General features: G+C 63.4%; 26 protein-coding genes and 1 pseudogene. 12 read left to right on the top strand and 15 right to left on the bottom strand.

The genetic code is table 11. The features are described 5' to 3' along the window. Positions 1 to 5 precede the first annotated feature (5 nt). The 6 genes from BLU35_RS13055 to BLU35_RS13080 are packed head-to-tail and all read right to left on the bottom strand — an operon-like array spanning position 6 to position 5591. Entirely contained in the window at positions 6 to 1148 is a 1143-nt protein-coding gene (locus BLU35_RS13055) for an NAD(P)/FAD-dependent oxidoreductase (protein WP_093233328.1), read from the bottom strand. Continuing rightward, complete coding sequence (locus BLU35_RS13060) at positions 1145 to 2548, bottom strand: FAD/NAD(P)-dependent oxidoreductase (protein ID WP_093233329.1); 1404 nt, start codon at positions 2546 to 2548, stop codon at positions 1145 to 1147. The genes BLU35_RS13055 and BLU35_RS13060 overlap by 4 nt, the downstream gene beginning before the upstream one ends. After that, complete coding sequence (locus BLU35_RS13065) at positions 2541 to 2855, bottom strand: (2Fe-2S)-binding protein (protein WP_210185133.1); 315 nt, start codon at positions 2853 to 2855, stop codon at positions 2541 to 2543. The genes BLU35_RS13060 and BLU35_RS13065 overlap by 8 nt, the downstream gene beginning before the upstream one ends. A gap of 6 nt (positions 2856 to 2861) precedes the next feature. After that, positions 2862 to 3656 (bottom strand): ABC transporter permease, encoded by a 795-nt coding sequence (locus BLU35_RS13070; RefSeq protein ID WP_093233330.1) that lies wholly within the window; start codon positions 3654 to 3656, stop codon positions 2862 to 2864. Positions 3657 to 3660: 4 nt separating this feature from the next. Then, complete coding sequence (locus BLU35_RS13075) at positions 3661 to 4533, bottom strand: ABC transporter permease (protein ID WP_093233331.1); 873 nt, start codon at positions 4531 to 4533, stop codon at positions 3661 to 3663. Further along, entirely contained in the window at positions 4533 to 5591 is a 1059-nt protein-coding gene (locus tag BLU35_RS13080) for an ABC transporter ATP-binding protein (RefSeq protein ID WP_058329676.1), read from the bottom strand. The genes BLU35_RS13075 and BLU35_RS13080 overlap by 1 nt, the downstream gene beginning before the upstream one ends. Before the next feature lie 334 nt (positions 5592 to 5925). Here BLU35_RS13080 and BLU35_RS13085 point away from each other — a divergent pair, with 334 nt between their 5' ends. Next, a complete protein-coding gene (locus BLU35_RS13085; RefSeq protein WP_093233332.1) occupies positions 5926 to 6750 on the top strand; it encodes an IclR family transcriptional regulator in 825 nt (274 codons plus the stop codon). Between the two features lie 30 nt (positions 6751 to 6780). On the opposite strand, the gene BLU35_RS13090 is transcribed toward BLU35_RS13085, so the two are convergent. After that, entirely contained in the window at positions 6781 to 7467 is a 687-nt protein-coding gene (locus BLU35_RS13090) for a TetR/AcrR family transcriptional regulator (protein WP_093233333.1), read from the bottom strand. A 144-nt stretch (positions 7468 to 7611) separates the two neighbouring features. Here BLU35_RS13090 and BLU35_RS13095 point away from each other — a divergent pair, with 144 nt between their 5' ends. The 3 genes from BLU35_RS13095 to BLU35_RS13105 are packed head-to-tail and all read left to right on the top strand — an operon-like array spanning position 7612 to position 10584. Then, positions 7612 to 8622: an efflux RND transporter periplasmic adaptor subunit gene (locus BLU35_RS13095; RefSeq protein ID WP_093233437.1), complete on the top strand. Its 1011-nt coding sequence runs from the start codon at positions 7612 to 7614 to the stop codon at positions 8620 to 8622. A gap of 7 nt (positions 8623 to 8629) precedes the next feature. Beyond that, on the top strand, positions 8630 to 9871 hold the full coding sequence (locus tag BLU35_RS13100; protein ID WP_093233334.1) for an ABC transporter permease: 1242 nt from the start codon (positions 8630 to 8632) through the stop codon (positions 9869 to 9871). After that, positions 9868 to 10584: an ABC transporter ATP-binding protein gene (locus BLU35_RS13105; RefSeq protein ID WP_093233335.1), complete on the top strand. Its 717-nt coding sequence runs from the start codon at positions 9868 to 9870 to the stop codon at positions 10582 to 10584. Before BLU35_RS13100 ends, BLU35_RS13105 begins: the two co-directional genes overlap by 4 nt. Positions 10585 to 10598: 14 nt before the next feature. On the opposite strand, the gene BLU35_RS13110 is transcribed toward BLU35_RS13105, so the two are convergent. The 4 genes from BLU35_RS13110 to BLU35_RS13130 all read right to left on the bottom strand — a co-directional run bounded on the left by BLU35_RS13110 (position 10599) and on the right by BLU35_RS13130 (position 14822). Then, positions 10599 to 12653 carry a calcium-binding protein gene (locus BLU35_RS13110; protein WP_093233336.1) on the bottom strand — a complete coding sequence of 685 codons (2055 nt, stop codon included), beginning with the start codon at positions 12651 to 12653 and terminating at the stop codon, positions 10599 to 10601. A gap of 308 nt (positions 12654 to 12961) precedes the next feature. Further along, positions 12962 to 13345 (bottom strand): cupin domain-containing protein, encoded by a 384-nt coding sequence (locus tag BLU35_RS13115; RefSeq protein ID WP_286161521.1) that lies wholly within the window; start codon positions 13343 to 13345, stop codon positions 12962 to 12964. Positions 13346 to 13551: 206 nt separating this feature from the next. Then, positions 13552 to 13956: a DUF1236 domain-containing protein gene (locus BLU35_RS13120; protein WP_093233439.1), complete on the bottom strand. Its 405-nt coding sequence runs from the start codon at positions 13954 to 13956 to the stop codon at positions 13552 to 13554. 680 nt (positions 13957 to 14636) lie between these two features. After that, on the bottom strand, positions 14637 to 14822 hold the full coding sequence (locus tag BLU35_RS13130) for a hypothetical protein (protein WP_057252114.1): 186 nt from the start codon (positions 14820 to 14822) through the stop codon (positions 14637 to 14639). Between the two features lie 329 nt (positions 14823 to 15151). On the opposite strand from BLU35_RS13130, the gene minC reads away from it, so the two are divergent. The 3 genes from minC (at position 15152) to minE (ending at position 17085) form a co-directional block, all read left to right on the top strand. After that, positions 15152 to 15898, top strand: a complete 747-nt coding sequence (gene minC, locus BLU35_RS13135) for a septum site-determining protein MinC (protein ID WP_093233338.1) — start codon at positions 15152 to 15154, stop codon at positions 15896 to 15898. 114 nt (positions 15899 to 16012) lie between these two features. Beyond that, positions 16013 to 16828, top strand: a complete 816-nt coding sequence (gene minD, locus BLU35_RS13140; RefSeq protein ID WP_057251955.1) for a septum site-determining protein MinD — start codon at positions 16013 to 16015, stop codon at positions 16826 to 16828. Continuing rightward, on the top strand, positions 16825 to 17085 hold the full coding sequence (gene minE, locus BLU35_RS13145) for a cell division topological specificity factor MinE (protein ID WP_057251956.1): 261 nt from the start codon (positions 16825 to 16827) through the stop codon (positions 17083 to 17085). The genes minD and minE overlap by 4 nt, the downstream gene beginning before the upstream one ends. A 94-nt stretch (positions 17086 to 17179) precedes the next feature. Here the strand turns inward: minE and BLU35_RS35615 are convergent, their stop codons facing one another. Continuing rightward, entirely contained in the window at positions 17180 to 17329 is a 150-nt protein-coding gene (locus BLU35_RS35615) for a cupin domain-containing protein (RefSeq protein WP_176907239.1), read from the bottom strand. A 134-nt stretch (positions 17330 to 17463) separates the two neighbouring features. Beyond that, entirely contained in the window at positions 17464 to 18555 is a 1092-nt protein-coding gene (locus BLU35_RS13150) for a citrate synthase/methylcitrate synthase (RefSeq protein WP_093233339.1), read from the bottom strand. A 74-nt stretch (positions 18556 to 18629) separates the two neighbouring features. On the opposite strand from BLU35_RS13150, the gene BLU35_RS13155 reads away from it, so the two are divergent. From BLU35_RS13155 to BLU35_RS13165, 3 genes and pseudogenes are all read left to right on the top strand, one after another. Next, the gene (locus BLU35_RS13155) at positions 18630 to 19760 is read left to right on the top strand and encodes a citrate synthase (protein ID WP_093233440.1); all 1131 of its coding nucleotides are present in this window, start codon (positions 18630 to 18632) and stop codon (positions 19758 to 19760) included. 298 nt (positions 19761 to 20058) lie between these two features. Further along, entirely contained in the window at positions 20059 to 20505 is a 447-nt protein-coding gene (locus BLU35_RS13160; protein WP_093233340.1) for a hypothetical protein, read from the top strand. A 196-nt stretch (positions 20506 to 20701) separates the two neighbouring features. Next, a pseudogene (locus tag BLU35_RS13165) lies at positions 20702 to 21883 on the top strand (Do family serine endopeptidase); the annotation flags it as partial. An 81-nt stretch (positions 21884 to 21964) separates the two neighbouring features. Here BLU35_RS13165 and BLU35_RS13170 read toward each other — a convergent pair. Continuing rightward, on the bottom strand, positions 21965 to 23026 hold the full coding sequence (locus BLU35_RS13170) for a helix-turn-helix domain-containing protein (protein WP_093233441.1): 1062 nt from the start codon (positions 23024 to 23026) through the stop codon (positions 21965 to 21967). Between the two features lie 140 nt (positions 23027 to 23166). Here BLU35_RS13170 and BLU35_RS13175 point away from each other — a divergent pair, with 140 nt between their 5' ends. Beyond that, positions 23167 to 24225 (top strand): alpha/beta hydrolase family protein, encoded by a 1059-nt coding sequence (locus tag BLU35_RS13175; RefSeq protein WP_093233342.1) that lies wholly within the window; start codon positions 23167 to 23169, stop codon positions 24223 to 24225. 254 nt (positions 24226 to 24479) lie between these two features. Continuing rightward, complete coding sequence (locus tag BLU35_RS13180; RefSeq protein WP_093233343.1) at positions 24480 to 24887, top strand: cupin domain-containing protein; 408 nt, start codon at positions 24480 to 24482, stop codon at positions 24885 to 24887. 42 nt (positions 24888 to 24929) lie between these two features. Here the strand turns inward: BLU35_RS13180 and pcaD are convergent, their stop codons facing one another. Then, the gene (pcaD, locus tag BLU35_RS13185) at positions 24930 to 25715 is read right to left on the bottom strand and encodes a 3-oxoadipate enol-lactonase (RefSeq protein ID WP_093233442.1); all 786 of its coding nucleotides are present in this window, start codon (positions 25713 to 25715) and stop codon (positions 24930 to 24932) included. Positions 25716 to 25812: the final 97 nt, after the last annotated feature.

A 25812-nucleotide genomic window follows, 5' to 3' on the forward strand; every position in this document is an offset into this window, starting at 1 on the left:
TCTGTTTACAACGAGGCTGCAGTTTCGACCGCCACCTTGCGGAAGCGGCCAATGGAAAAGGCGTCGATGGGCGTGGTGCTGCGGCCCTCGGTGACGAGCTCTGCGAGCACCTCGCCGACGGCGGGTGCTGTCTGGAAGCCCGCGCCGCAGAAGCCGAAGGCGTGGAAGAGGCCTGATGTCGTTTCGCTCGGGCCGATCACCGGGTTGCCGTCGGGCATCTCGGCCTCGGTTCCGGACCAGAAGCGGATGACCTGGGCGTGCGCCAGATGCGGAAAGAGCGCGATGGCGCGCTGCATGACCGAGGAAGCAGCAGTCACCGACGGGCGCGAATAGTCCGGATCGCCAAGCGGCAGACCACGACCACCGCCCATGACGTAGTTGCCACGGGCCACCTGCCGGCCATAGAAGCTGCCGCCCTGCTCGCCCATGCTGACAGGCAGACACAACGGCAGCGGCTCGGTGACAACCATCGAGGGGTAGATGCGTGTGAGTGGTACTGGCTCGCCGAAATGGGCGGCAAAGCGATCGGACCAGGCGCCCGCGCTGTTGACCAGTTGCCGGCAGCGGATCTCGATGCCGTCACCGGCAAGGATGACAAAGCCGTTGCCCGTCGCAGTAACCTCGCGCACGGGCGTCTGCTCCAATACGGTGACACCTGCCCGCTCGGCTGCCCGCGCAAACGCAGGCGCGACGAGACGCGGATTGGCATGGCCGTCCTCAGGGCAGAGGGACGCGCCGACCGCCTTCGCCGAGAGCCAGGGAAACCGCTCAGTCAGCGCTGCTCCGGCGACGAGCTCAAGCCCGAGACCGTAATCCCTTGTTGTCTCGGCATAGGCCTCGAGCTTGGCGAAATCCTTCTCCGTGCGGGCGAGCTTCAGGTGCCCGGAGCGGACATATTCGGCATCGATGCCGATGATCGCATTCAGCTGCGGCCAGATGCGGTGCGACCGCTGCGAAAGCGGCAATTGCTCCGGAGGGCGGCCCTGCCGGCGTACGCCGCCATAGTTCACCCCGCTCGCCTGGGCGCCGCAATGGCCTTTGTCGAGCAGCGTAACGGAGAGCCCGGCCTTGCGCATGGCAAGCGCTGCGGAGCTGCCGACCAGCCCGCCGCCGATGATCGCGACGTCGACGGAGATGCGCCGGCTCATGAGCGGGTCTCCGTTTCGGCACCAGCGCCGAAACCGAGCGGGATCGGCTTGACCGGCGCCTGGGCGCGCAGACGGCCGACCGCGCCGGCGGAGGTGCCGCATGCGGCGCTCAGGAGCTCGGCCGCAGCAGCAGAGCACATCCGCCCCTGGCAACGGCCCATGCCAACGCGGCTCAACGCCTTCAGGCGGTTGATCTCGGTGACGGACCCATTCGCAATAGAGCGGCGCCCTTCGGCGACGGTGATCTCCTCGCAACGGCAGAGCATCGTCTCATCGGGTACGGTCTCGAACCAATCGTCCGGGAAGGGAAAGGCGCGTTCGAGGATGTCGCGCTGGCGCAGGATCGCGTCACGCGCGGCCACCAGGCGGGTCGTATCCGCAGACTTTTGATCCATGTCCTGAAGCAGGGCGGCAGCCGCGAGCTCGCCAGAGATTTCCGCCGCATCCGCACCGGCAATTCCGCTGCCATCACCGGCGACATAGACATCCGGCCGGCTCGTGCGCCCCATGGCGTCGCGCTCCGGCAGCCAGACGCGGTCGCGCTCGTTGAAGCGAAAGCGACAACCGGCAAGATCGGCAAGCTGGGTTTCCGGCCGGAGCGCGAAGCCGTAGGCGAGCGCGTCGCAGGCAATCGTCTCGACGACATCGCCGTTCAGCGTCCGCCGGCGGAAACGCAGACCTTCGACTTGGCCCTTGCCGAGAACCGCCTCGGGCCGCACGCCACAACGGATCCTCACGCCGGCAAGCTGGAGCTGCAGCCCGTAGAAGAGACCGAGCGCGACGATGCGTGGCGCGTGCACTGCAAGCGACAGCAGGTGCCACTTCGATGTGACGGGTGCGGTATCGAGAACGGCTTCGACGCGCGCGCCGGCCTTCATGTATTGCCAGGCAACGAGATAGAGCAGCGGCCCGGACCCCATGAAGACGACGTGGTCGCCGATCGTGCACCCTTGCGCTTTCAGCGCTGTCTGCGAGGCACCGAGCGTATAGACGCCGGGCGTCGTCCATCCCGGGAACGGCAGCACGCGATCGGTCGCCCCGGTGCAGAGGATCAACTGCGAAAAACCGATCTGGTGGTGAACACCTGATGAGAGTACGTCGAGCTGATTGCCGCGTTCGGCTGCCGAAATGTTCCAGACGAGCGTTTCCGGCCGGTAATCGATGGCAGGCAGCAAGGCCTCGAAGGCTTGATGCAGCCTTTGTGCTTTGCCGGCTTCCGAACCATAGCGGCTCCGGTAGGATCGTCCGTCCTCGATCAGCGGGCGGCGATAGATCTGGCCGCCGGCGCGCTGGCCTTCGTCAAGCACGATCGGCCGGAGGCCGGCGCGAACCAGGCGCTCGGCAGCACGAATGCCGGCGGGGCCTGCACCGACGATAACAGGCCGCAACGGCTCACTCATGGGCGACCTCCGCCATGGCGCCGAGGTCGGTGGTGAAGGCCATGCCCGGCTCAAGCGCCGTGCTGCAGGCCCTGACGCGGCGGCCGTCGGCCATCATCACGTAGCAATCCTGGCAGGCACCGATCAGGCAGAACCCGGCCCGGTCCTCGCCGGTGAATTCGCTTTGCCGGAGACGACCGCTGACCGAGAGGATCGCCGTCAGCACCGTATCACCGCGCCGCCCGGTTTCGAGCACGCCATTCAGTGTGAAGTGCACCGGTGTCTCGTCCAGGCGGTAGCGCCGCCGGAATTGTGCATGCATCGACATCGGATCTCAGCCCTTGCCCACCAGCAGCCGGTCGAGACCGAACAGGCGATCGAGAATGATCATGGTGACGGTGGCGAGTGCGATCATCAGCGTCGAAACCGCCGCCATCATCGGGTCGATGGATTCGCTGGCATACATGTACATGCGCACCGGCAAGGTGACCGTCGACGGCGATGTCACGAAGATCGACATGGTCAGTTCATCGAAGCTGTTGATAAAGGCCAGCAGCCAGCCGCCGCTGATGCCCGGCAGCATGAGCGGCATGGTGATCCGGCGAAACACCGTCCATTCGGCGGCACCCAGCGTGCGCGCCGCATTCTCGGCATTGCGGTCCATGCTGGTCAGCGACGCGAGGATCAGCCGCAACGTATAGGGGGTGACGACGATCGCATGGGTAGCGACCAGCCAGGCGAAGGATCCGCCCATGCCCATCAGCGAGAAGAGACGCAGGAAGGCAACGCCGAGAACCAGGTGCGGGATGATCAGCGGCGACAGGAACAGCGCGTTCAGCGCCTCGCGGCCGCGGAACTCGTAGCGGGTGATTGCCAGCGCCGCCGGCACTGCAAACACGGTGGAGATGGTCGCCGAAAGCAGCGCCAGCCGGACGCTGTTGCCGAAGGACGACATGAAATCGGCGTGATGGAAGACCGCCTCGAACCAGCGCAGCGAAAGCCCGTTCCAGGGCATCGTCAGCGTGTTGTCCGGCGTAAAGGCGACCAGGCAGACGACCACCATCGGCGCCAGCATGAAGACGACGACGAGGCTGTGGAAAGCGAGAGCAATGGGTCCGTTTCTCTGCATGGCTTCAACCCAGCTTGCGCTTCGCCTGCCGCTCGATGAGGCGGTTATAGGCAAGCATGATCACGAGATTGGCGACGAGGACGATGATCGCGATGGTCGCGCCGAGCGGCCAGTTGAGCTCGATCAGGAACTCGTCGTAGACGAGCGTCGCCGCCATTTTCAGCCGCCGGCCGCCAAGCAGGCCCGGAATGGCGAAGGAGCTGGCCGACAGCGCAAAGACGATCAAACTTCCGGAGAGGATGCCGAGGGCCGCCTGCGGGAAGACGATGCGGCGAAGGGCCGTGAAGCGCGAGGCGCCGAGGGTGAGCGCTGCCGCCTCGACCGTCGGATCGAGTTTCTGCAGAACCGTCCAGACCGGGATCACCATGAACGGCAGCATGATGTGCACGAGGCCGATGACGATCGCCGTCTCGGTGTAGAGAAGCTGGACCGGGTCGAGGCCGACGATGGCGAGTGCGCTGTTCACGAAGCCGTTCTTGCCGAGCAGCATGCTCCAGCCGAAGGTGCGCACCACCACGGAAACGAGCAGCGGACCGATGATCACCAGGAGGAATATCGACCGCCAGGGCTTGCGCATGTTCGAGAGAACATAGGCCTCCGGCACGCCGATCAGCACGGTGATGACGGTCGTCAACAGCGCCAGACGCAGCGTGCGCCAGAAGGTCGAAAGATAGTATTCGTCCTGCAGCACCGTCAGGTAATTGGCGAAGGTGAAGTCGCTCTTTATGCCGGCGGTATAGTCGTAGCTGTTGAAGGAAAGAATGACCGTCAAGAGCAGCGGCAAGAGGACGAGGCCGACGAAGAACAGGGTCGTCGGCCCTGAGAGTGCCAGCGGCGCGAGCAGGCGCGGCTTGATGGCGGACGTGGCGGCGCTCATCAGTTCGCCGCTCCAGCCAGCACACGACAATCGGCGTTCTGCCAGGCGAGCCCGACGGTTTCACCTTCCATCGGCGGCGGCGCGCCGAGATTGGGAACCGCAACGGCAAGAACGCCTGCGGGGGTCTCGGCGCTGACCAGCCATTGGCTGCCCATGAAATAGCGCGTCGTCACCTTGCCCTGGATCTGGCCTTCAGTCGGTTCCGTCAGCCGCAGCTTTTCCGGACGGATGAAGACCGAGACCTTGCCATCCGGCTCGCGACGATCGGTGTTGAAGCGGATCGGCGTGTTGTCGATGCTGATCGACGCGCCCTTGCCATTGAAAGCCGCGGTCGCGCGCAGAAAATTGGACTTGCCGACGAAGGACGAGATGAAGTCGTTGCGCGGATGCTCGTAGAGCTCATAGGGCGTATCGACCTGGGTGATGCGCCCCTTTTCCATGACCACAACGCGGTCGCTGATCGACAACGCTTCCGCCTGGTCATGGGTCACCATGATCGTGGTGATGCCGACCGTCTGCTGGATGCGGCGCAGCTCGAACTGCATCTCTTCGCGAAGCTGCGCATCGAGGTTCGACAGCGGCTCGTCGAGCAAGAGCACCGGCGGATTGATGACGAGCGCACGGGCGATCGCGACGCGCTGGCGCTGGCCGCCGGACATCTCGCGCGGATAGCGATCGGCAAGGGCCGAGAGGTGAACGAGCGCAAGGATCTCCTTGATGCGTTTGTCGCGGTCCGCCTTCGCGACCTTGCGCATCTCCAAACCGAAGGAGACGTTCTGGGCGACGGTCATATGCGGGAAAAGCGCGTAGCTCTGGAAGACGACGCCGAGTTCACGCTGCGGCGGCGGCAGGTGGGTGATGTCGCGCCCGCCCATGGTGATCGCGCCGGCGGAGGGACGCACGAGCCCGGTGATCATCTGCAGGGTCGTCGTCTTGCCGCAACCGGACGGGCCGAGCAGCGAGATGAACTCGCCCTTTTCGACCGCCAGATCGAAATCGTGAACGGCCGCAACCGATCCATAGAACTTGGAGACCTTCTCGAGGTTCAGGAAACTCATGCTCACTCTCCCGTGGGTCGCTGCCCCCAGGGATCGCCTGCCCCGTTTTTCTTGTCGGCGATCCCGGCGGCGACGACACGTCGTCAACCATCAAACCTCGTCTCAGGCGATGCGATTTCCGCCGGACGCAACCGCGACGACAAAGGCGCGATTTCGCGATCGGGATAGCCTCCCGGCTATCCACGTTGTGGCGCATCCACCCTCAAGAAAGGCTTGTGAATTAACTCCAGGAAATTGACGAAAAACACAAACGCAATTTTCTATTTCGGAATTTTTTGTTAGAAAAATCCGATATACGGAATCTTGTTATGTGAATTTTGAGAGATTTGCGCGCATGTCGGAATCAGAGAATGCAGGTAGCTCCAGCCTCGGAAAGGCGATCCACATCCTGAAAGATCTCGCGGAGAACGCGACGGAGGGTGTGCGCGTGATCGATCTCGCGCGCAGGCTGAATCTCACCCAGCCGTCGGCGCACCGGCTGCTGAAGAGCCTGATCGCCGAAGGGCTGGTCGAGCAGATGCCGGAAGGAAAATCCTATCGTCTGTCGTTGGAGTTCTTCTCGATCGCGTCGCAGGCGCGCAGGCGCGAAGGCATTCTCGACATCGCCCGCCCATCGCTTCTCAGGCTCTCGGCCACCTTCAACGACACCGTCTTCCTGCTGGTGCGCAGCAATTTCGATGCGATCTGCCTCGACCGGGTCGAGGGGCCTTTCCCGATCCGCTCCTTTACCGGCGACATCGGCGGCAAGGTGCCGCTCGGCATCGGCCAGGGCAGTATCGCCATTCTCGCCCACCTGCCGGAGGAGGAGCGGGAAGCGATCATCAAGTTCAACATGCCGCGCATCATGGACCGGGCTGCGATCGACGAGGTGGATCTGCGCATCAAGATCGAGGAGGTCAGGCGGATCGGTGCCGCGCAGATGAACTTCGAGATGATCGAGGGCATGGCTGGTCTCGGCGTGCCGGTTCTCGACCGCAACGGCATCGCAGTTGCTTCCTTAAGCATCGGCACGCTGGCATCGCGCCTGACGGAAACGCGAAGCGGCACCATCACCGATCTCCTGAAGGCCGAGGCGCAGGCAATCAGCAGCAAGCTCAACCCATTCGACCCGACACTGCGCTATCCGGCCTCCGCCTTGCGTGCCGCGCAGAAGAGCTGAGAGACGCACACGTCGCAGCGCAGCGACAGCTCACGCCTCCAGGAAGGTGCGGGCGAAGCCCGGCTCGGTCACCTCGATCGAGCCATCCGGAAGCTTCAGGAAGCGCTCGATCGCGGTGCCGTAGGTTCGCATCCAGCCATCGAGCATCGCCGCGGCGCCATCGAGATCGCCGGCCTCGTAACGTTGCAGCGCCTTGTACATCACCTTGGCGACGCTCACGCGCAGTTGCAGCAGCATCAAGGCTGCTGCTTCCGGATCGGGCGCATCGAGCGTCCCCTCCTCATGCCCGCGCCGCAGCATCTCGGCGACCAGGGGCATGCTCACCGCCAGCAGGGCCTCGTCGATGCGGTGATAGAGGGCAACATTCTCGGGTTTGAAGAGCGCGTTGAAGGTGTTCTTCAGCTGCGGCGCCATGTCGAGTTTCAGCCGCCGCGAGCCGGCGAAAAGCGCGTTCAGCTGGCCGACCGCATCAAGCGACGGGTCGTCGAAAAGCGGCTGCAACTCCTTCAGGTTCCGCTGCGCCAGGCGAGTGGCAACCGCCTCCAGCAACGCCTCCTTCGAAACGAAATAGTGGTAGAAGGCGCCCTTGGAGACATTGGCCTCACGGATGACGTCGTTGACCGTCGTATTCTCGTAGCCGTGTTGGAAGAAAAGCCGCTCGGCACAATCGATCAGCTCGTTCGATCGGACTTCCGGCGATTTTTTCGTTCTGACCATAAGCACTCCCAGAACAGCGGCTTAGCACGGGTTCACAGCGCGGTCCACGACGCTCCCGATGGCAAGGGTAACACACACCCTTGAAGCAAACCGACCGTCGGTCTATTTATACAGAATGGGGTGGGAGCATTCAAGGAGCGTCTCGTGCGGCTGGCTCGTTTTGCAATCGGAGGGGCGGTCACCGTCGCCATCGGCGCGGCGGTTTCCTGGTATCTGTTTCGCCCGGTTCCCGTGTCCATCATTGCGCCAAAGCGCGGCGACGCGGCGGAGATCATCTATGCGGATGGCGTCGTGGAGCCGCGCACCTGGGCGAAAGTCACTCCAACGGTCGCCGAACGGATCGTCGAACAATGCAATTGCGAAGGTGAACGTGTCGCCAAGGGCGATGTGCTCGCCCGCCTCGACGACAGCGAGGCACGGGCAGCACTCGGCGAACTCCAGGCACGGCTGACGCTGGCGCAGGAGGAGTATCGGCGCAAATTGGCGCTCTCCGAACGCAGCACGATCAGCGAACAGGAAGTCGACCGGGCACGCAGCGAACTCGGCCAGCTCGAAGCCCTTGTCGCCGGCCGTCAGGCGCGGCTTGCGACCTATGTGCTGCGCGCGCCGAGCACCGGCCAGGTGCTCAGGCAGGACGGCGAGATCGGCGAAGTCGCGGATCTCGGCACGGTACTCTTCTGGGTCGGGGAACCGAAACCGCTGATCGTCACGGCCGACGTCAACGAAGAGGATATTCCGCGCGTCGAAGTCGGTCAGCGCGCGTTGTTGCGATCGGATGCCTTCCCCAACCAGAAGCTGGAGGCGACGGTCGACAGCATCACCCCCAAGGGCGACCCGGTGACGAAGACCTATCGCGTCCGCTTCCGCCTGCCCGACGACACGCCGCTTCGGATCGGCATGTCGACCGACGTCAACATCGTCGTGCGCGTGTCGCATGGTGCCTTGATCCTCCCGACCGTAGCGCTGGAGGGGACAAAGGCTGCGGTGATCGACGGCAATCATGCCAGGATACAGGAATTAAAAACGGGCATACGCGGCGCCGACGGCGTCGAGGTTCTCTCCGGTCTGGAAGATGGCGCGCGCGTCGTCTCCCCCTTCCCGACTGACCTTGCCGATGGCACGCGCGTCAAGGCCACGCCTGTCCCAGGAACATGAGCTCGCCATGCGCCTCATCCTCGACCTCGCACTGACCCACATCTCCGGTCGCGGCAGGCAGACGGTCGTCGCGATGCTGGGCGTCGCGGTCGGTGTCGGGTTCTCCATCGCCATGGCGGCTCTGATGCAGGGCGGCCAGGACGATTTCGTCCGCCAGCTCGTCGACACCATGCCGCATGTCCAGGTGACCGACGAGCAGCGGACGGCGCGGCGCCAACCGGCAGAAGACCTGTTCGATGCAGCGGCCATTTCTGGCCTCAGGCCACGCGACGATCGGCGCGGCATCATCAACCCCACCGCGGCACTCTCCTGGCTCGATGGCTGGATCCCGGGCCGCTTTGCCGCCACCCTCAAGGCGCAAGGCGTCATTCGCTATTCCGGCCAGGAGGTCGGTGCTGCCGTCATCGGCATCGATCCGCAGGCGGAACCCGGCGTCTCGCCGATTATCGGAGACTTCAAGACCGGCAGCTTCGCCGCCCTTGCCGCCGGCGGCAACAATGTGGTGGTCGGCGATACCATGGCCTCCCGGCTCGGCGCCAAGCTCGGCGATACACTCACCGCCGTCTCTTCGGAAGGGCTCAGCCGCCGCTTCAAGATCGTCGGTCTTTTCCACACCGGCACGACGGCGCGCGACGAGGGCGAAGCCTATGTGCTGCAGAAGAATGCGCAGATCCTCTCGGCCCGGCCGAACGCGATCAACGAGATCAACATCAAGCTCGACGATCCGAACGCGGCGCCCACGGTGGCGCGCCGCGTCGAGGCGGAACTCGGCTACAAGGCGGTCGCCTGGCAGGATGCGAACGAGTCGATCCTCGAGGCGCTCGTCGTGCGCAACGTCATCATGTACACGGTCGTTGCGGCGATCATGCTGGTCGCAGGCTTCGGCATCTTCAACATCATCTCGACGATCACGCACGAAAAAGCGCGCGACATCGCCATCATGAAGTCGCTCGGCTTCACCGAGGCCGACATGCGCATCCTGTTCGTGCTCGAAGGTGTGGCGATCGCGACAGCCGGCACGCTGCTCGGTTGGTCGCTCGGCTTCGCCATGGTCTATGCGCTCTCGCTCGTGCGCTTCGAGATATCCGCGACCGGCCAGGAAATGACCCGGCTACCGATCGCCTGGAGCATGCTGCACTATCTGATCGCCGCGGCCTTCGCGCTCGGATCGGCGGCCGTCGCCGGCTATCTGCCGGCAAGGCGGGCGGCCCGCGCCAATCCCGTCGACATCATCAGGGGCGCGACATGAGCACGCTGATCGAAACAAGGGATCTGACGCGCATCCTCTGGGAGACGGTGCCGGTCACCCTGGTGAAGGACATCTCTCTTGTTATCGGAGAGCAGGAGTTCGTCGCAGTCACCGGCCCGTCAGGCTCGGGCAAGTCGTCGCTCCTCTATCTGCTCGGCCTGCTCGACCGGCCGACCGGCGGCACGCTCGTGATCCGCGGCCGCGACACGGCCCGGATGGACGAGGATGAAAGGGCCGCCACGCGGCTTGCCAATATCGGCTTCGTCTTCCAGTTCCATTTCCTGCTGCCGGAATTCACTGCCCGCGAGAATGTCGAGATCCCCATGCGCAAGCTCGGTCGCCTTGGCCGGAACGAGATGCGCCAGAGGGCGAGCGATCTGCTTGCAGCACTCGGCCTTGCCGATCATCTCGACAAACGGCCAGACCAGCTTTCGGGCGGCCAGCGCCAGCGCGTGGCCGTGGCCCGCGCACTGGCCAACGATCCGCCGCTGATCCTTGCGGACGAGCCGACCGGCAGCCTCGACAGCCAGAGCTCCGAACAGGTCTTCAAGATCCTGGAAACGCTGGTGCGCACGCGGGGAAAGACGGTGGTCGCAGTCACCCACGACCTCGACATGGCCTCGCGCATGGACCGGCGCCTTCATCTCATCGATGGGCGCCTGACCACGGAGGCGGACGGGGCCACAGGCGACGGCGTGTTGCCGGACACCTGACGCCCGGCGAAACCTCAACCGAGGCCGAAGACGACATCGCTTTCCGTGAGAACCGAAAGCGAAACGTCCTCGATCAGAATGCCCTCGGCATCGGAACCGTTGAAGGCGACGAACACGCCGTCGGCCGTATCGTGCGCGGCAGCGAGAAAATCGGCATAGCTGTGAATGCCCGTGGCGTCCTGGGCGTCCTCGGAAAAGGCGATCCGATCGCCCAGCCTGCCGTTGAAATCAAGGATGCGATCGAGACCGGCCTCGCCGGAGGTTTCCGACGACCACAGAAACGTGTCGGCGCCGCTGCCGCCCGTCAGCCGATCGGCGCCATTGCCGCCGCTCAAGAGGTCATTTTGCGAACCGCCGTCGAGGATATCCGCACCGTCACCGCCGAAGAGCTGGTCGTTTTCCGAGGCGCCGCTCAGCGTGTCATCTCCGCCGTACCCGTCGAGGATATCGTTGCCGCTCGACGAATAGAAAGTGTCGTTGTCTTCGGCGCCGCGCAGCACGTCGTCGTAGCGCCCGGACGTGACGTTGAAATATTCGACATTGGCGAAAGTCAGTCCGGTATGCGTTATGCCGCGTGCCGCATCGAAATCCGTCGCTTCAGGCAAGCCGCCATAGTTGAGGTTCAACAGATCCCGCCCTTCGCCGCCATCGGCCTCACCGAGGTAACGGGCGTTGAGCGTGTCGTTGCCCGAGCCGCCGCGCAGGATAGACGCGACGCCAAGGCTGCCGCTGCCGGGAAAGGTATCCTGCAGCCAATCATCGCCGGGCCCGCCGTCGAGCACGTCACTGCCACCGTCATTGGCGAGCGTATCCCTGCCGTCACCGCCAAAAGCCACGTCGTCGCCAACGCCCGTCTCGATCGTGTCGTCTCCGGCGCCTGCATCGATATAGTCGTCGCCCTCCTCGCCATCGAACCGGTCACGCCCGGCACCGCCTTCTATGTGATCGTCCCCGGCACCGGCATCGACCACGAGATAGGTAAGGTCGCCCGCGATGACCCGGTCGTTCCCACTGCCGAGCGCGAGGCTCACCTCCTCGAAGCCGCGCAGCACGGTACCGGTCGAAACCTTGCCAGCGGCGAAATCGATGGTGAGATCGCTCGTGCGCTGCATCTCGCTGATATAGAGCCAGTCCTGGCCCGCACCGCCGTCGATCTCGGCGGAGTAGAATGTGGAGATGATCTGGTCACTGCCGTCGCCGCCAAATAGACGGTTGGCACCGAGCCCGTCCGTGATCCTGTCGTCGCCCGCGCCAGCATCGACGACATCGTTGCCGCCGGCCGTCTCAATAACGTCGCCAAGCGCGCTTCCCGTAACACGGTCGCTCCCGCGTCCGGTCATCAGCACAACCCGCTCGACATCCTGATGCTGGACGAAGAGGTGCCGCTCCGTCTGCGTCCCGTCTCCGATAATGCCGTGACCATTCGCCAGGTTGAACACGACCGGAGCAGTCGATCCCGAAAGATCGACGACCAGGGTATCGTCTCCGGCACCACCAAAAACGGTGCTGCCCGTCCCGACGAGAACAAAGCGATCGTTTCCATCGCCGCCATCGAGACGATCGTGTCCGCCTGTATTGGTGATGATGTCGTTTCCCGCGCCCGCATTGACGACGTCGATGCCGGCTCCGGTCGAGATCCGGTCGCTCCCGGCGGTCCCCGTGATCCGGTCGTCGCCGCTGCCGGCAAGAAGGCGCAGCCACTCGATATCGTGGAAGAAGACATGCTGGCTGACAGCGCTCGGATCGCCAACATAGCCATGGCCGCCGGCACCGTTGAAGACCATCCGGTCGGCGCTTTGCGAGAAGTCGACGACGAGACCGTCGAAACCCCTGCCTCCGGTAATGGCCCCGCCGGTCCCGGTGAGAACGATCTGGTCACTGCCGTCGCCGCCGTCGATCCGGTCGTAGCCGCTCGAGCTCGTCAACATGTCGTCATGCGCCCCGCCGTTGACAAAATCGTCGCCGCCGCCGCCATCGATCGTGTCGAAGCCGACGAGGCCCCAGATGCGGTCGCTTTCCTCGGTGCCCTTCAAAACGTCGCCCGCAGACGAGCCTACGATCTTCGCCATATCGCTATCCTCTTCGATCGACTTAAGAGTATGCTCGAAGACTCGAATATACATCCCGATTAGTGAATGTATTACAGGGATGGCACAAAGCAATATCGAATAAACTTTCCGAATATAGGCAATTTAATTTGAAATATATATTAGATATCCCGAGACATTCGCCGAGTTTGACGAGATCTGGAAAAAGCGGCGGTCGGCAATTGTGCTGAGGGGCTTTTGAACTATACCCGGAAGACGAAGCCGGGCAAACGGATGCACCGGGACGTCATCGCGTGCAGGAGGGATTTGAGGTTCAGGGAACCGGCGGCCTAGTCGACCTCGCCGCACCAGCGTCTGACGCTTTCGACCGAACCGTCAAACCGGGCCTCGAAGCTTGCTGCCGCAAGGATGGCTTGAAGCTGGAGCGTCTCGCTACCGATATTGGTGAAGCCATGGCGGCGGAGCGGTTGCACGATAAGAGACTGGCCGGGCAAGACGATGATGCGTTCCTCTTCGATCCACATCTCGGCCTTGCCGGCGAGCACCGTCAGGATCTCCTCAACGGGATGATGATGCGTCGGAGCGCCCGCGCCGGGCGCCACCCATTGCTCGAACAAGCACAGTTGCGAGGCGCCGTTCACCGCGGAGATCACCATCCGCGTTTCGACGCCGGGGCGCCATAGCTCAACGGGCCAGTTCTCATGCACGATCACTGCCAAGCCGGGCTCCCCTCGTCGATCATGGCGTTTGTCGCTGCGAGTTTAGCAGCACTGCTGCATCGGTACGATGGTGCGGTGTTGCGGATCATAGATCCATCCGCTGTCAGTGAAGCGAGCGCGGCTGCGACGAAGCCGGCGAAAACCGCAAAAGGGGCGGCGCTTGAACGCCGCCGCTTAAGGCGAGACTATTGAGCCCCGCGTCAGTTGATGACCCGGACCACCGTTCTCGACTGCGGTTCCACGATCACCCGCTGGTCGTTGACGACCGCATAGGCGTAACGCGGGTTTTGCGGAATCGGCGTCAGGACGACAGCCGACGGGATGGGCTTACCGACCACGATCCGTTCCTGAATGACGACAGACGGTGGAGCCGGCTGCTGCTCGACATAGGTGACCACTTCCGGCGGCGGAGGCGTCAGCGCTGCACCGAGCGCGCCACCCACAACGGCGCCGACGCCGGCACCGATCGGGCCGCCGACGACAGCACCCGCTGCCGCACCACCGGCCATGCCTGCAGCCGTACCGGCTTGCTTGTTGGCGTCCTGAGCAAAGGCGGAGCCTGCCAGTAGACAAGCAACAGCCGCCGTGATTACAAGCTTCTTCATGATCTCATCCTTTCGTTCGATCACAAACTCAACGAAATGGATAATAAATTGTTCCAATATTACCTTCTTGCTTTCGGATCACGCTTGATAACTTCCGTTAACAGTCGCCTACACAATCAAAATAAGCACGGGCGATGCCTTACATATTCCGACAAAGAGCGATTAGATACTTTATATTCGCGACCATATTCTAGAGAAATGCCCGGTTCGCATGATTCCATTTTGAAAGCGCCGACTGACCCGTGAGCAGCGGGTTTCTGCCACGCGGCACACGATCTGCCCCGCTAGTCGCGGGGCAACTTGCCAAGGAGCAGTTTGTTCCCCTCCCTGTTTTCGCAGCGCGAGCATTTGAGTGTTCGGCCGATGGAATTGAGGTGGATGCCCCATCCGTAGGTGCTGGCTATCACCCGACGGTCAATTCGCCCTTGATGCCGGCACTTCCCGCACTTCGCCACGAGCACATACCATTCCGGTAGCAGCTCCAGGGTCGAGCCGTAGTCGGCAGCATTTTCGCGCGGCATCAGGTCGATGCTTCGACGATGCCTCATGGTCAGTCCTCTCGAAGCTTCGTCTCGATCCGCCCATCACCGCACGCGGGCATCGGCGGCTTTCGGTCGGATTGCCCCTGCGCCAGGCGCCCTGGCATCGGCCCACCGGTCCCGCAGTAGTCGTTACTTCTATCACCGTGCCGAACCATCGAGCCGCAGCGAAAGCTGCACTCCGCCGCGCTTCAACCGCGGCAGGGGCGGCGTCATGTCGATGCGTCCGAAGGTCCGCTTCCGCCACTCGGCTTCGCGTTCCCGCTTCTTCCGGGCGGCTGCAACGGCAGCCATGGCGCGTTCGATCACTTCTTCCGTATGGGTCATGGTTTCTGTCCGGCTCATGGGAAACCTCCATATGTTCACGTTATGTTCTTATTTTGACACTCCAATGTCAACTCCCTTCGTGAGGCCGGGCGAATCGCATGCAAAGAGATCGATGAATCACCCTCTCGTCAGCGGGCAGCAGACGGTCAAATCCGCCATCACCAAGGCAATAATGGCCAAAAGATCGGCTTGTTCCGACGCCCAATTTACCTTGTTTTTCAGTGCCGGAAGGCCCGCCGCGGGACTCGCCTCATTAACCTTCGCACTGCTGAATTAACCATTTGTTAACCATTTCCTCGGTACACCGAGGCAACGGAAAATTTACCAAGATGAACGATGTGTTAACCGAATCCCGGCCGATCCGCCTCAAGGGGCGCTCCTTCCTTGCGCTAGCGCTGACCCCCGAGCTGCCCCTCGAGGATTGGCTCACCCGGCTCGACGATCTGGCTTCCCGCTCCGCCGGTTTCTTCCTCCGGCGGCCCGTCGTGCTCGACGTCGATGGCCTCGAAATCGATCGTTCGCAATTGCGCGAGCTCGTCGATCAGCTCGGCAAACGCAATGTCCGGATTATGGGCATCGAAGGTGCGCGACAGTCGCTGCTCGGCGCCGATCTGCCGCCGGCCATGAACGACGGGCGCCCGGCAGCCGACTACGAAGCGAAGATGGCGGAGCAGGCAGAAAAGGCCGAGGTGCCAGGAGCAGAAACGGAAGCCGTCATCACGGCCGAGCCGCTTGCCACCAAGGCAACACCCTCGATCGTCGTGACCCAGCCGGTGCGCTCCGGACAGTCGCTGTTCTTCCCGGAAGGCGACGTGACGATCATCGGCTCGGTCGCTTCTGGCGCCGAGGTCGTCGCCGGCGGATCGATCCACATTTACGGCGCGCTGCGCGGCCGGGCGATGGCCGGCACCACCGGCAATGTTTCGGCACGGATTTTCTGCCGCAAGCTCGAAGCGGAACTGATTGCGATCGACGGCTTTTACAAGACCGCCGACGACATGGAGCAGCATCTGCGCGGCAAGTCCGTTCAGATCTGGCTCGACGGCGAAGCGCTCAAGGCGGGAACGCTCGGCTAGAGCGGGATGGGGATGGCCGGGCGGACACCGCCCGCATCCCGCTTAGGGTTCTGGGTCGATCCAGAACCATCGTGACGTAAGGCGAAGGCGTAGTTTAAATACTTGGAGAGATGAATGGGCAAGGTAGTCGTAGTTACATCGGGCAAAGGCGGCGTCGGCAAGACGACGTCCAGCGCCGCATTGGGTGCTGCGCTTGCGCAGAACGGCGACAAGGTCGTGGTCGTCGACTTCGATGTCGGCCTGCGCAATCTCGATCTCGTCATGGGCGCGGAACGGCGTGTCGTTTATGACCTGGTCAATGTGATCCAGGGCGAGGCCAAGCTGTCGCAGGCGCTGATCCGCGACAAGCGGGTCGAAACGCTTTACCTCCTGCCGGCCTCGCAGACCCGCGACAAGGACAATCTGACGCCGGAAGGGGTCGAGAAGGTCATCGCCGCCCTGCAGAACGCCTTCGACTGGGTGATCTGCGACAGCCCTGCCGGCATCGAACGCGGCGCGACGCTCGCCATGCGCCACGCCGATATCGCCATCGTCGTGACCAATCCGGAAGTCTCCTCGGTGCGCGATTCCGACCGCATCATCGGCCTGCTCGATTCCAAGACATTGAAGGCCGAAAACGGCGAGCGGATGGAAAAGCACCTGCTGCTCACCCGCTACGACCCGCTTCGCGCCGAGCGCGGCGACATGCTGAAGGTCGACGACGTGCTCGAAATCCTGTCGATCCCGCTGATGGGCATCATCCCGGAGAGCGCGGACGTGCTTCGTGCATCCAACGTCGGCTCGCCGGTCACGCTGGCAGACAACCGCTCAGCGCCGGCGCTGGCCTATTTCGACGCAGCGCGCCGGCTGAAGGGCGAAACCCTGCCAATCACCATTCCCGGTGAAAAGCGCAGCTTCCTCGGCAAGATTTTCGGAAGGAAGGCGGCATGAATCTGTTCGGTTTCTTCTCCCGCTCCCAGTCAGCACCGGCCGCCCGCGAACGGCTGCAGGTCCTGCTGGCGCATGAGCGCGCATCCGCAGGCGATTCGGATCTCGTCACCAAGCTGCGCGACGAAATTCTGAAGGCGATCTCCAAGCACATGCAGATCGACGACGAAAAGGTCAAGGTGACGATGGAACGCGGCGCGCAGGTTTCGACGCTCGCGGTCGATATCGAGATCCCCTTTGACGCGAAGAAGGCGGCCTGACGGTCGCCCATTCGTTCCAGATGACGTCAAAGCGTCTCCGGACACCTTTAGCCGAACAATATCGACAGATGTTGTCCGGCTTTTTCGTGGGAGGTCAGAACTCCGGCGCGACGCCGAAGACGAACTCCACCTTATCGCCCGACATGTTGAAGTGCTGGTGGTCGAAACCCGCCGGAATGTAGAAGGCGTCGCGCGGATTGAGCTCGAACCAGACCTGGCCTTCCGCTCGCCTGTTCCGTTTCACCGATGACGGTCGCCCGCTTTGCGACCGTCGTCGGCTTCAACGACTTCCGCGACCTGAAGGCGTTCTTTCAACACCACCTGCGAAATTCGCGGACGGTATCGGCCTCACAATAGAGGACGTCCGCACGCCGGAGCTCAGGCCGCCTTTTGCGGCATCGGCCCGACATAGAGCGAACGCGGCCGGATAAGGCGGCCTTCCAGCGCCTGTTCGCGTGCGTGGGCGATCCAGCCGACAGTTCGACCAATCGCGAACACGCCGGTGAAGGCTTCCCGCGGGAACTTCAAAGCGTCGAGCAGTAGAGCCGTGTAGAACTCCACATTGACGTCGAGCGGACGGTCCGGTTTGCGCACCTTCAGGATGGCAAGCGCCGATTGCTCGACCGCTTCGGCCAGTTGAATCCGATCGCGGTTTGCCGGGTCGGCGGCGCTCAGCTGCTTCAGTGCGCCTTTCAGCGCGTCGGCGCGGGGATCGCGGACGCGATAGACGCGATGGCCAAAACCCATCAGCCGTTCGCCGTGGTCGAGCGCCTCCGAGAGCCAGACTTGCGCGTTCTCCGGCATCCCGATCGCATCCAGCATGTCGAGCACCGGTCCCGGCGCACCGCCATGAAGCGGCCCCTTAAGCGCGCTGATCGCAGCGAGAACCGAAGATGTGAGGCCGGCTTTGGTGGACGCGACCACACGCGACGCGAAGGTCGAAGCGTTGAGGCCGTGATCCGAAATCGTCACCAGATAGGCATCGAGCGCCGCCACTTCTTCCTTGCTCGGCACGCTTGCACCAAGCATTGCGAGAATATCGGCGGAGTGGGAAAGTGCCGGCGTCGGCGCGACCGGGGTTTCACCCTTCTTCAGGCGCAGCGCCGCCGGCAGGAAGACGGCCGCGGCGGCCAGCAAGCGCAGTGCCGTATCGAGATCGTCTCCATCCGGAAGCCGGGCGATCAACGCACGCATGATGTCGACTGGCGGCAGTTCCAGCAACGCATCGTCGATAGCGGGGACGTGAGCGAAGACCTCCACCCGCTTTTGTCCGAGGCGCTTCGCAAGCTCGGCCCGATCCGGCGCGGGCCCCAGCAGTCCGCCGAACAACAGGGCGACGACATCTTCATAGCGCGCGTGCCCGACCAGGTGATCGAGCGAGACGCCGCGGATGATCAATTCGCCGGCCTCACCGTTGACATGGGAGAGCTGCGTTTCGGCGGCGACGACGTCTTCAAGTCCGTTCTTCATATCAAGTTTCTCCTTTACGCAGAGAATGATCCGACCTAGACCTATTGACGTCAATCTTGATGCAATCGATCAACATGAAGACACTCTGGATCACCGCCGAAGAGGCGCTCGCCCGGCTCGGTAGCAAGCGGCAGACGCTCTATGCCAATGTCAGCCGCGGGCGCATTCGCGCCAAGCCCGACCCTTCCGACCCGCGCCGCAGCCTCTATCAGGCCGACGACGTGCATCGGCTGGCCGAACGCCATGCCGGGCGACGGCAGGCGGCGGTCGTCGCCGCCGAAGCGATCCGCTGGGGCGAGCCGGTTCTGCAGACGACGATCTCCAATATTGCGGGCGGACGGCTCTTCTATCGCGGCCGCGATGCGGTCGAACTCTCCGGCGACGCGACGCTGGAGCAGGTCGCGGCGCTGCTTTGGCAAGCATCCGAGCCAGTGACCGTTCCCGCCGGCGATCATGGCGGCAGCCAATCGCGCCTGGCGGCAACGTTCGCGCGCCTGGCTGCACGGATCGAAAGCGACCTGCCGGCGCTCGGCCGCCGTCCGGCGATATTGAAGGCTGAAGCCGCCGATGTGCTTGCGAGCGTCGCGACGGGAATGGCGCCATCGCCAGAGCAGATGCCGCTGCACCGGCGGCTGGCGCTGGGCTGGGGACGGCCGGAGGCGGCGGAGCCGATCCGCAAGTGCCTGGTGCTGACCGCCGAGCACGAGCTCAACGTGTCGGCCTTCGCAGCCCGGGTCACAGCTTCCTCCGGCGCGGCGCTTTCCGCCGCCACGCTATCTGGTCTTGCCACTCTCACCGGCCCGCGGCATGGCGGCGCCTGGCTCAGCGTCACGCGGCTGGCCGAACAGGCGGCGGCGAGCGGCGTGCGCGAAGCGATTCGGGGAATGCTCTCTTCCGAGGGCGTGGTCAGGGCCTTTGGCCACCGGCTCTATCCCGATGGCGATCCGCGCGCCAAGGCGATCATGGCAAGCTTCGAGGTGCCGGCACTCTACACCACCTTGGCCGAAGCCGGCGAGGAGTTGCTCGGCGAACCCGCCAATCTCGACTTTTCGCTGGCCGCCCTCGCAGCGGCCTATACTCTCCCTGACGATGCGCCGCTCGTCATTTTCGCGCTTGCGCGCACCGTCGGCTGGCTCGCTCATGCGATGGAACAAGTCGAGAGCGGCGAACTTATCCGCCCTCGCGCGCACTACGCCGGCTCCTAGCTATTTCTTCGACGCTCACGCAAGCACGGGGCCCGCAAACCCCTTTCCGAGGGATGGGCGAGTAGAATAGTTTCCAGGAGAAAGCGCGGACAGCGTTTATTACATAAAATTAATGATTTTAACTTCCAAGAAAGGACAGAGAAATATTACATTATATTAACATGACTAACGCGCATCAAAGTATTACCTTCGAACCGAGGCTGAATATTGCCGGCGACCGCTTCGGCCGCGACGCGACAATAGGAGACGGCCTCGCAGGGAAGCTCCTCCCGCTTCCCGCGTTGAAGGAGATGCAGATATGCGCTCGCCCCTCAAGACCACCACCATCGCAACCCTTGCCCTCGTCGTTTTCGCCGGCGGTGCCTTTGCGGCCGATCACCACGACTTCGGTCGCGACAGTGACAAGGGCGCCTATACGGGCGATTACTACCAGGGCATTTTCACCCAGGACGACATGACGGCCCCGGCCATGCCGGTCTACCGAGCACCGGTTCACATGGCATCGTCGCGCCTAGACCGCGTCCTGCATGAACTGAGGGTCGACAACCACCGGATCAATGCCGACCGCGAACAGGGCAAGCTGACTGCGGCAAACTACAGGAAGCTTGAACGCGAGGACGGTGCAGTGCGCGCCCAGGCGGTCAAGACCGCCGCCGCCCACAACGGCATGCTGCCCACGCAATCCTATGCGCGGCTGCAGAACGAAGTTCGGCACCTCGACCGGGATATCGCCCGGATGGCCTGATCGACAGGCAGATGCGGCCCACCCGGCTTCCGGGTGGGCGCCACCGACGGCGCCGGGCTCGCTCCCTGAGCCCGGTCCCTCGGCAACCAACACAAGCCCTTACACGAAGCTGACCGAAGCAATGAGCCGTGTTCGCCTCCGACCGGGGCGCACGCCTGAGATCTCTCTGCGACCTGGCAGCGAAAGGAACAAGATCATGTCAAACATTCTCATGAGGTACCGTGCTGCCGCGCTCCTCGGCGCAGCCGTCATCGTCGCGCCTTTGTCCATGGCAGTCTTTGCTTGCCATGACGCGGCTGCGGCCGCCGGAACCGGCCCGGCCGTTGCGGTGCCGCTTGCGTCCGGCGCCTCCTTCGCTCCGATCGTGTCGGCGGACAAGCCGGCGATCGTCACGATTACGACCGTGATCAAGGCCGACAACGCCGGTAACGACGAAACCTCGCAACTCGGCGAAAACTCGCCCTTCGACGAGCAATTTCGCCAGTTCTTCCGCGACCAGGGCATTCCGCTGCCGGACCAGGCCCCGCAACAGCGCCCCGCTCAACGGGCCGAAGCGCTCGGCTCCGGCTTCGTCGTGACCGCGGATGGCTACATCATCACCAACAACCACGTCATCGACAAGGCGTCGAGCATCACGGTGACCCTTGACGACGGCACGCAAGTGCCCGCCAAGCTTGTCGGTGCCGACCCGAAGAACGATCTCGCCGTCCTGAAGATCAAGCCCGCAAAGCCACTTGCCACCGTTGCCTGGGGCGATTCCGACACCTTGCGGGTCGGCGATCAGGTGCTTGCGATCGGCAACCCGTTCGGCATCGGCACGACCGTGACCGCCGGCATCGTCTCGGCACGCGGACGAGATCTGCACAGCGGTCCCTATGACGACTTTATCCAGATCGACGCGCCGATCAATCGTGGCAATTCCGGCGGACCGCTGGTCGATGCTGCGGGTCGGGTGGTCGGCATCAACACCGCCATCTATTCGCCGAACGGCGGCAGCGTCGGCGTCGGTTTCGCCATTCCCTCGGATCAGGCGCAGAAGGTCGTCGCCGAGTTGATGAAGGACGGCTCGATCCAGCACGGCTTCATCGGCGTCGAAATTCAACCGGTAACCTCTGACATCGCCGATGCGATCGGCCTCCGTCAAGCAGAAGGCGCGCTCATCGCCGGCGTCAATGATGGAACACCCGCCGCCAAGGCAGGCCTCAAGGCTGGCGACATCGTCACCGCCCTCGGCGGCAGCCCGATCAAGTCGCCACGCGATCTCTCGCGCATGGTCGCCGACCTCTCGCCCGGCACCTCGAAAAGCTTGAGCGTCTGGCGGACCGGCAAGACCAGGGAGCTCTCGATCACCGTCGGCCGCAACGTCGGGGATCAACAGTAGCTGTCGTCCGCCGCGAGGCGGACGACAGCTAAGTCCGCCCCCTTGCCTGCCCGGCCGTACGGCGGCCGGGCACAATTGTCAGCGATAGCCTGTGGCGTTGGTCGCCCCGCCCTCTTGGCCAGGCTTTTCTTCCCGGTTTTGCTCGCGCCAGGAGCCAGGACTGAGGGATGTTACCCGGCGGAATTCGCGATTGAAATTCGACTTCGTCTGAAAGCCGGATTCGAACATCGCCGAGGTCACCGACATGTCGGTCTCACGCAGCAGACGGCAGGCTTCGGCAATTCGAAAATCGTTGATGTATTGAGAGACGTTCTTGCCGGCCAGCCGATTGACGGCGGTCGATATCTGCCGGGCCGGCAGGCCCGCGCGCCGCGCAAGACGCGACAAAGTGAGGTTTTCGTCGCGGGCCAGTTTCTGGCTGACCAGCAGTTGATCGACCCGGTCCAGGATCTCCCGGTCCTGCGGCACTGAAACTGGATCCTCATCGACGACCGTGCTGGCTAGCGGAAGCGCGCGCGCATGGTCCGCGACCATGGCCGTCAGTCCGATGAAGAGCAGTCCCAGCAAATTCGCGTTGCTGACGATGAGGCCGATATTCGCCCCCTTAGTCCATTCAAAGTCCAGGATGATCGCAAGATCGAAGAGGGCCGACACACAGAGCGAGACCGCGGCAATGACCAAAGCGCGATGCGCCGCAACGGCGTCTTCAAAACGTGCATCGTCCAGTGCATCCGTGCCGGTGCGGGCAAGGTTCAAAAGCGCCAGCGCATATCCGACATATTCGACGATCAGGGCGAAGTCGATGTATCTCGGCGCGAGCAGCACGAGCATGAGGACGCCGATGGTGGGCGTGGCGTGAATCCACCCGGCGCCGGGAACGCTTCGCTCCTCGCTGCGGATCAGGCTGTGGAAACTCGCGAGCACCAGCGGCGGAACACAGCTTGCGAGCACCGGCAGAGCAAATCGCAATGCCGCAACGTCGTAACCCCACCGCAGGCCGACGACAACAGACTGGAGGGCGCAGAGCGCCACCAAGGCGAGAAACGCCCGATTGCGCTTCGCGGGCTCGTCGCGCAGCATGACAACCAGCAGGATCAGCAACAGCAAAGCGACGACGAACGGCAACGGCAGGAAGATCAAGAGCGAGTCCTTTGGCGGGCAGACAACCTGGCATGTCATGGCTCAGATCGCGATTCGGGACGACCTGAATCGCGATCAAGGACGCGGAGAGGTGCAACGCCGGCGACGATCGCGCGTCTTTTCAACAAAGCGAGATGCCCATGCCCCTCTTCCAGTTCTTGCCCGCCGCCGTCTTCACCCTGGCCGTTGCCACCCCCTCGCATGCCCATGATGTCGGCGTGAGCGAAATCAGCGTTCCGGCTCCCGAACGGGGACGAGATCTCTCTGTTACCATCTGGTATCCCGCCGCGACCGGCGGCGAAACCACCCTTGTCGGCGACAACCAGATCTTTAAGGGAACAGAGGCAGCAAGGAACGCCCCCTTCCTCCCGGGGCCGTTCCCCCTGGTCGTCGTTTCGCACGGCTCCGGAGGCCGCGTTCAAGCGATGAGCTGGCTGGCGACCGCGCTCGCAGAGGCCGGCTTCATCGTCGCCGGCCCCAACCATCCCGGCACGACCAGCGGCGATTCGACGCCCGACAACACGCCGAAGCTCTGGGAGCGCACGGCCGATCTTTCCGCCGTCATCGACAAGCTTACCGGCACCGGCGAATGGAACATGGTTATCGACGCCGACCGGATCGCCGTCCTCGGCTTTTCTCTCGGAGGCTCGACTGCCATGGAGATGTCCGGCGCTGAGGCAAGCCTCGATGCCTATGCCCGCTATTGCGACAGCTACAGGAAGTGGGATTGCGCCTGGTTTGCCGGCGGTAAAGGCTACGTCAACGACATGCCGGTCGAGGTCGGCAAGCTCGATCTTCGCACGATCGACAAAGCCCGCTTCGAACAATCGAACCTTGACCGGCGCATCAAAGCGGCAGTACTGGTCGATCCGGGTCTCGCCCAGGCCTATAGGGAAGAAAGCCTGAAGAAGATCGAGATCCCGATGCATTTCATCAATCTCGGCAGCGCAGAGACCATCCCCCTAGCCGTCGCCTCCAAGCCTTTGGCGGCACTGACGCCAAAGGGCTCCTATGCCGCAATCGCCGGGGCCGACCACTTCAGTTTCCTGCCGGAATGCAAGGACGGCGCCGCCGAAGCGCTGAAATCCTTCGGCGAAGTCGACCCCATCTGCGAGCCGACGGAGCGTCCCCGCGCCGACATCCATGCCGATATCATCAAGCTGGCGCGCGAAGCCTTGCAGCAGAGCCTTGGCGAATAGCGATTGGCGAGATCGCGAGGCTGGCGGCGATGCGCACCCAGGATCGCCGCCCAGCCAGGCAGGACCGCGCTTTGCCGTCCCTTCTTCCAGAAACGGTACCTCGACACCGCAAGTGGATTCATCGAGACCAACCGCGAAATACATTGGCTTACAAAAAGCGCGCCCGGCCGACACACCGCCAATACACACCTCCGTTGAAATCAGAATGCTTCCAACGACGCCCACTCGATCAACGCTATGACGGAGAGAAACCGATGAAAACGACCCGCCTCATTGCCGCCGCAGCCCTGCTGATCGCCGGCAGCATGACGACGCTTCGCATGGCTGAGGCTCAGCAGATGCAGGGCATTCAGCGCACGGACCTGATCAAGAACGAGATCAGCGTGCCCGGACACGAGGCTGTGCAGGTCCGCGTCGATATCGACCCGGGAACCGCCTCGATCAAGCATTCCCATCCGGGCGAAGAAATCGCCTATGTGCTCGAGGGTTCGCTGGAATACCAACTCGAGGGCCGGGCACCGGTGACGCTTCAGGCAGGCCAGGCGCTGTTCATTCCGGCTGGCGTTGCCCATGTAGCCAAGAACGCCGGCACCGCCAAGGCATCGGAACTCGCGACCTACATCGTCACCAAGGACGCGCCGCTCGTGGTTCCAGTCAAGTGAGGCACGTTGATGGGCTGCGCGGCGCTGCTGGTGAATCCGCCTTCAAGCGTGAAGGAACTCGAGCAGCGCCGCGTTGAATGCCGGCGCGGACTCGATGTTGACGATATGGCGACCGGGCAATGACAGATGCCGCCCCTGCTGCACGCGAGCGGCGATATTTTCGAGGTCGGATGGCGGACAAACCGGATCCCCGTCGCCGGAAATGGCGAGCACGGGATTGGCGATCTTGACGATTTCCTCTCGCAAATCCGCACCCGCCAGCGCTGTGCAGCCGCCGATATAGCCATCGGTCGCGGTGGTGCCGAAGCTCGCGAGGACGCGACTGACGGCTCCACGATGGCTGGCTGCGAATTCCGGGCTGAACCAGCGTTCGGCTGTGGAAGCGGTCAAAGCCGCAAGGCCGTCCGCCCTGACGCTGTCGATGCGCGCGGCCCAGCCCTCGGGCGTGCCGATGCGCGCCGCCGTCGCGCAGAGCGCGAGCCTGTCCAGGCGCTTGCCGGCGTGCACGCCCAGCCATTGCCCGGTCAGGCCGCCGATCGACAGGCCGCAGAAAAGCGTCCGTTCGATCTCCAGCGCATCCAGAAGAGCCAGCACGTCATGGCCGAGATCAGCGAGCGTATAGGGCGGTGGCGGAGCCGAGGAACGACCATGGCCCCTGCGATCGTAGCGCAGCACGCGGAAATGCGGCGAAAGCTCCCCGATCTGGGCGTCCCACATGGTGAGATCGGTGCCGAGAGAATTGCAGAAGAGCAGCCAGGGTGCGTTGCCGCTTTGGTCGCCGTCGATGCGGTAATGAAGCCGATGGCTGGGTAGGTCGAGATAGGCCATGAAACCGGCACTCCAATCAGGGAAGCCGCCAGCGAAGGCGGCTTCATGGTTGTTGGCGCGACGCTGCGCCTCATAGGCATGCGCGCTGCGGCACGAG

Origin of the sequence: Sinorhizobium sp. NFACC03 (assembly GCF_900103435.1) — a bacterium.
GTDB lineage: Bacteria > Pseudomonadota > Alphaproteobacteria > Rhizobiales > Rhizobiaceae > Ensifer.

What these genes read in the sequence shown, in the direction of transcription:
- BLU35_RS13080 (WP_058329676.1), bottom strand. Translation starts at nt 5,591, where the DNA reads ATGAGTTTCCTGAACCTCGAGAAGGTCTCCAAGTTCTATGGATCGGTT.
- minC (WP_093233338.1), top strand. Translation starts at nt 15,152, where the DNA reads ATGAACGATGTGTTAACCGAATCCCGGCCGATCCGCCTCAAGGGGCGC.
- BLU35_RS13130 (WP_057252114.1), bottom strand. Translation starts at nt 14,822, where the DNA reads ATGACCCATACGGAAGAAGTGATCGAACGCGCCATGGCTGCCGTTGCA.
- BLU35_RS13150 (WP_093233339.1), bottom strand. Translation starts at nt 18,555, where the DNA reads ATGAAGAACGGACTTGAAGACGTCGTCGCCGCCGAAACGCAGCTCTCC.
- minE (WP_057251956.1), top strand. Translation starts at nt 16,825, where the DNA reads ATGAATCTGTTCGGTTTCTTCTCCCGCTCCCAGTCAGCACCGGCCGCC.
- BLU35_RS13070 (WP_093233330.1), bottom strand. Translation starts at nt 3,656, where the DNA reads ATGCAGAGAAACGGACCCATTGCTCTCGCTTTCCACAGCCTCGTCGTC.
- BLU35_RS13085 (WP_093233332.1), top strand. Translation starts at nt 5,926, where the DNA reads ATGTCGGAATCAGAGAATGCAGGTAGCTCCAGCCTCGGAAAGGCGATC.
- BLU35_RS13120 (WP_093233439.1), bottom strand. Translation starts at nt 13,956, where the DNA reads ATGAAGAAGCTTGTAATCACGGCGGCTGTTGCTTGTCTACTGGCAGGC.
- pcaD (WP_093233442.1), bottom strand. Translation starts at nt 25,715, where the DNA reads ATGGCCTATCTCGACCTACCCAGCCATCGGCTTCATTACCGCATCGAC.
- BLU35_RS13110 (WP_093233336.1), bottom strand. Translation starts at nt 12,653, where the DNA reads ATGGCGAAGATCGTAGGCTCGTCTGCGGGCGACGTTTTGAAGGGCACC.
- BLU35_RS13065 (WP_210185133.1), bottom strand. Translation starts at nt 2,855, where the DNA reads ATGTCGATGCATGCACAATTCCGGCGGCGCTACCGCCTGGACGAGACA.
- BLU35_RS13160 (WP_093233340.1), top strand. Translation starts at nt 20,059, where the DNA reads ATGCGCTCGCCCCTCAAGACCACCACCATCGCAACCCTTGCCCTCGTC.
- minD (WP_057251955.1), top strand. Translation starts at nt 16,013, where the DNA reads ATGGGCAAGGTAGTCGTAGTTACATCGGGCAAAGGCGGCGTCGGCAAG.
- BLU35_RS13105 (WP_093233335.1), top strand. Translation starts at nt 9,868, where the DNA reads ATGAGCACGCTGATCGAAACAAGGGATCTGACGCGCATCCTCTGGGAG.
- BLU35_RS13180 (WP_093233343.1), top strand. Translation starts at nt 24,480, where the DNA reads ATGAAAACGACCCGCCTCATTGCCGCCGCAGCCCTGCTGATCGCCGGC.
- BLU35_RS13075 (WP_093233331.1), bottom strand. Translation starts at nt 4,533, where the DNA reads ATGAGCGCCGCCACGTCCGCCATCAAGCCGCGCCTGCTCGCGCCGCTG.
- BLU35_RS13100 (WP_093233334.1), top strand. Translation starts at nt 8,630, where the DNA reads ATGCGCCTCATCCTCGACCTCGCACTGACCCACATCTCCGGTCGCGGC.
- BLU35_RS13175 (WP_093233342.1), top strand. Translation starts at nt 23,167, where the DNA reads ATGCCCCTCTTCCAGTTCTTGCCCGCCGCCGTCTTCACCCTGGCCGTT.
- BLU35_RS13060 (WP_093233329.1), bottom strand. Translation starts at nt 2,548, where the DNA reads ATGAGTGAGCCGTTGCGGCCTGTTATCGTCGGTGCAGGCCCCGCCGGC.
- BLU35_RS13090 (WP_093233333.1), bottom strand. Translation starts at nt 7,467, where the DNA reads ATGGTCAGAACGAAAAAATCGCCGGAAGTCCGATCGAACGAGCTGATC.
- BLU35_RS13155 (WP_093233440.1), top strand. Translation starts at nt 18,630, where the DNA reads ATGAAGACACTCTGGATCACCGCCGAAGAGGCGCTCGCCCGGCTCGGT.
- BLU35_RS13055 (WP_093233328.1), bottom strand. Translation starts at nt 1,148, where the DNA reads ATGAGCCGGCGCATCTCCGTCGACGTCGCGATCATCGGCGGCGGGCTG.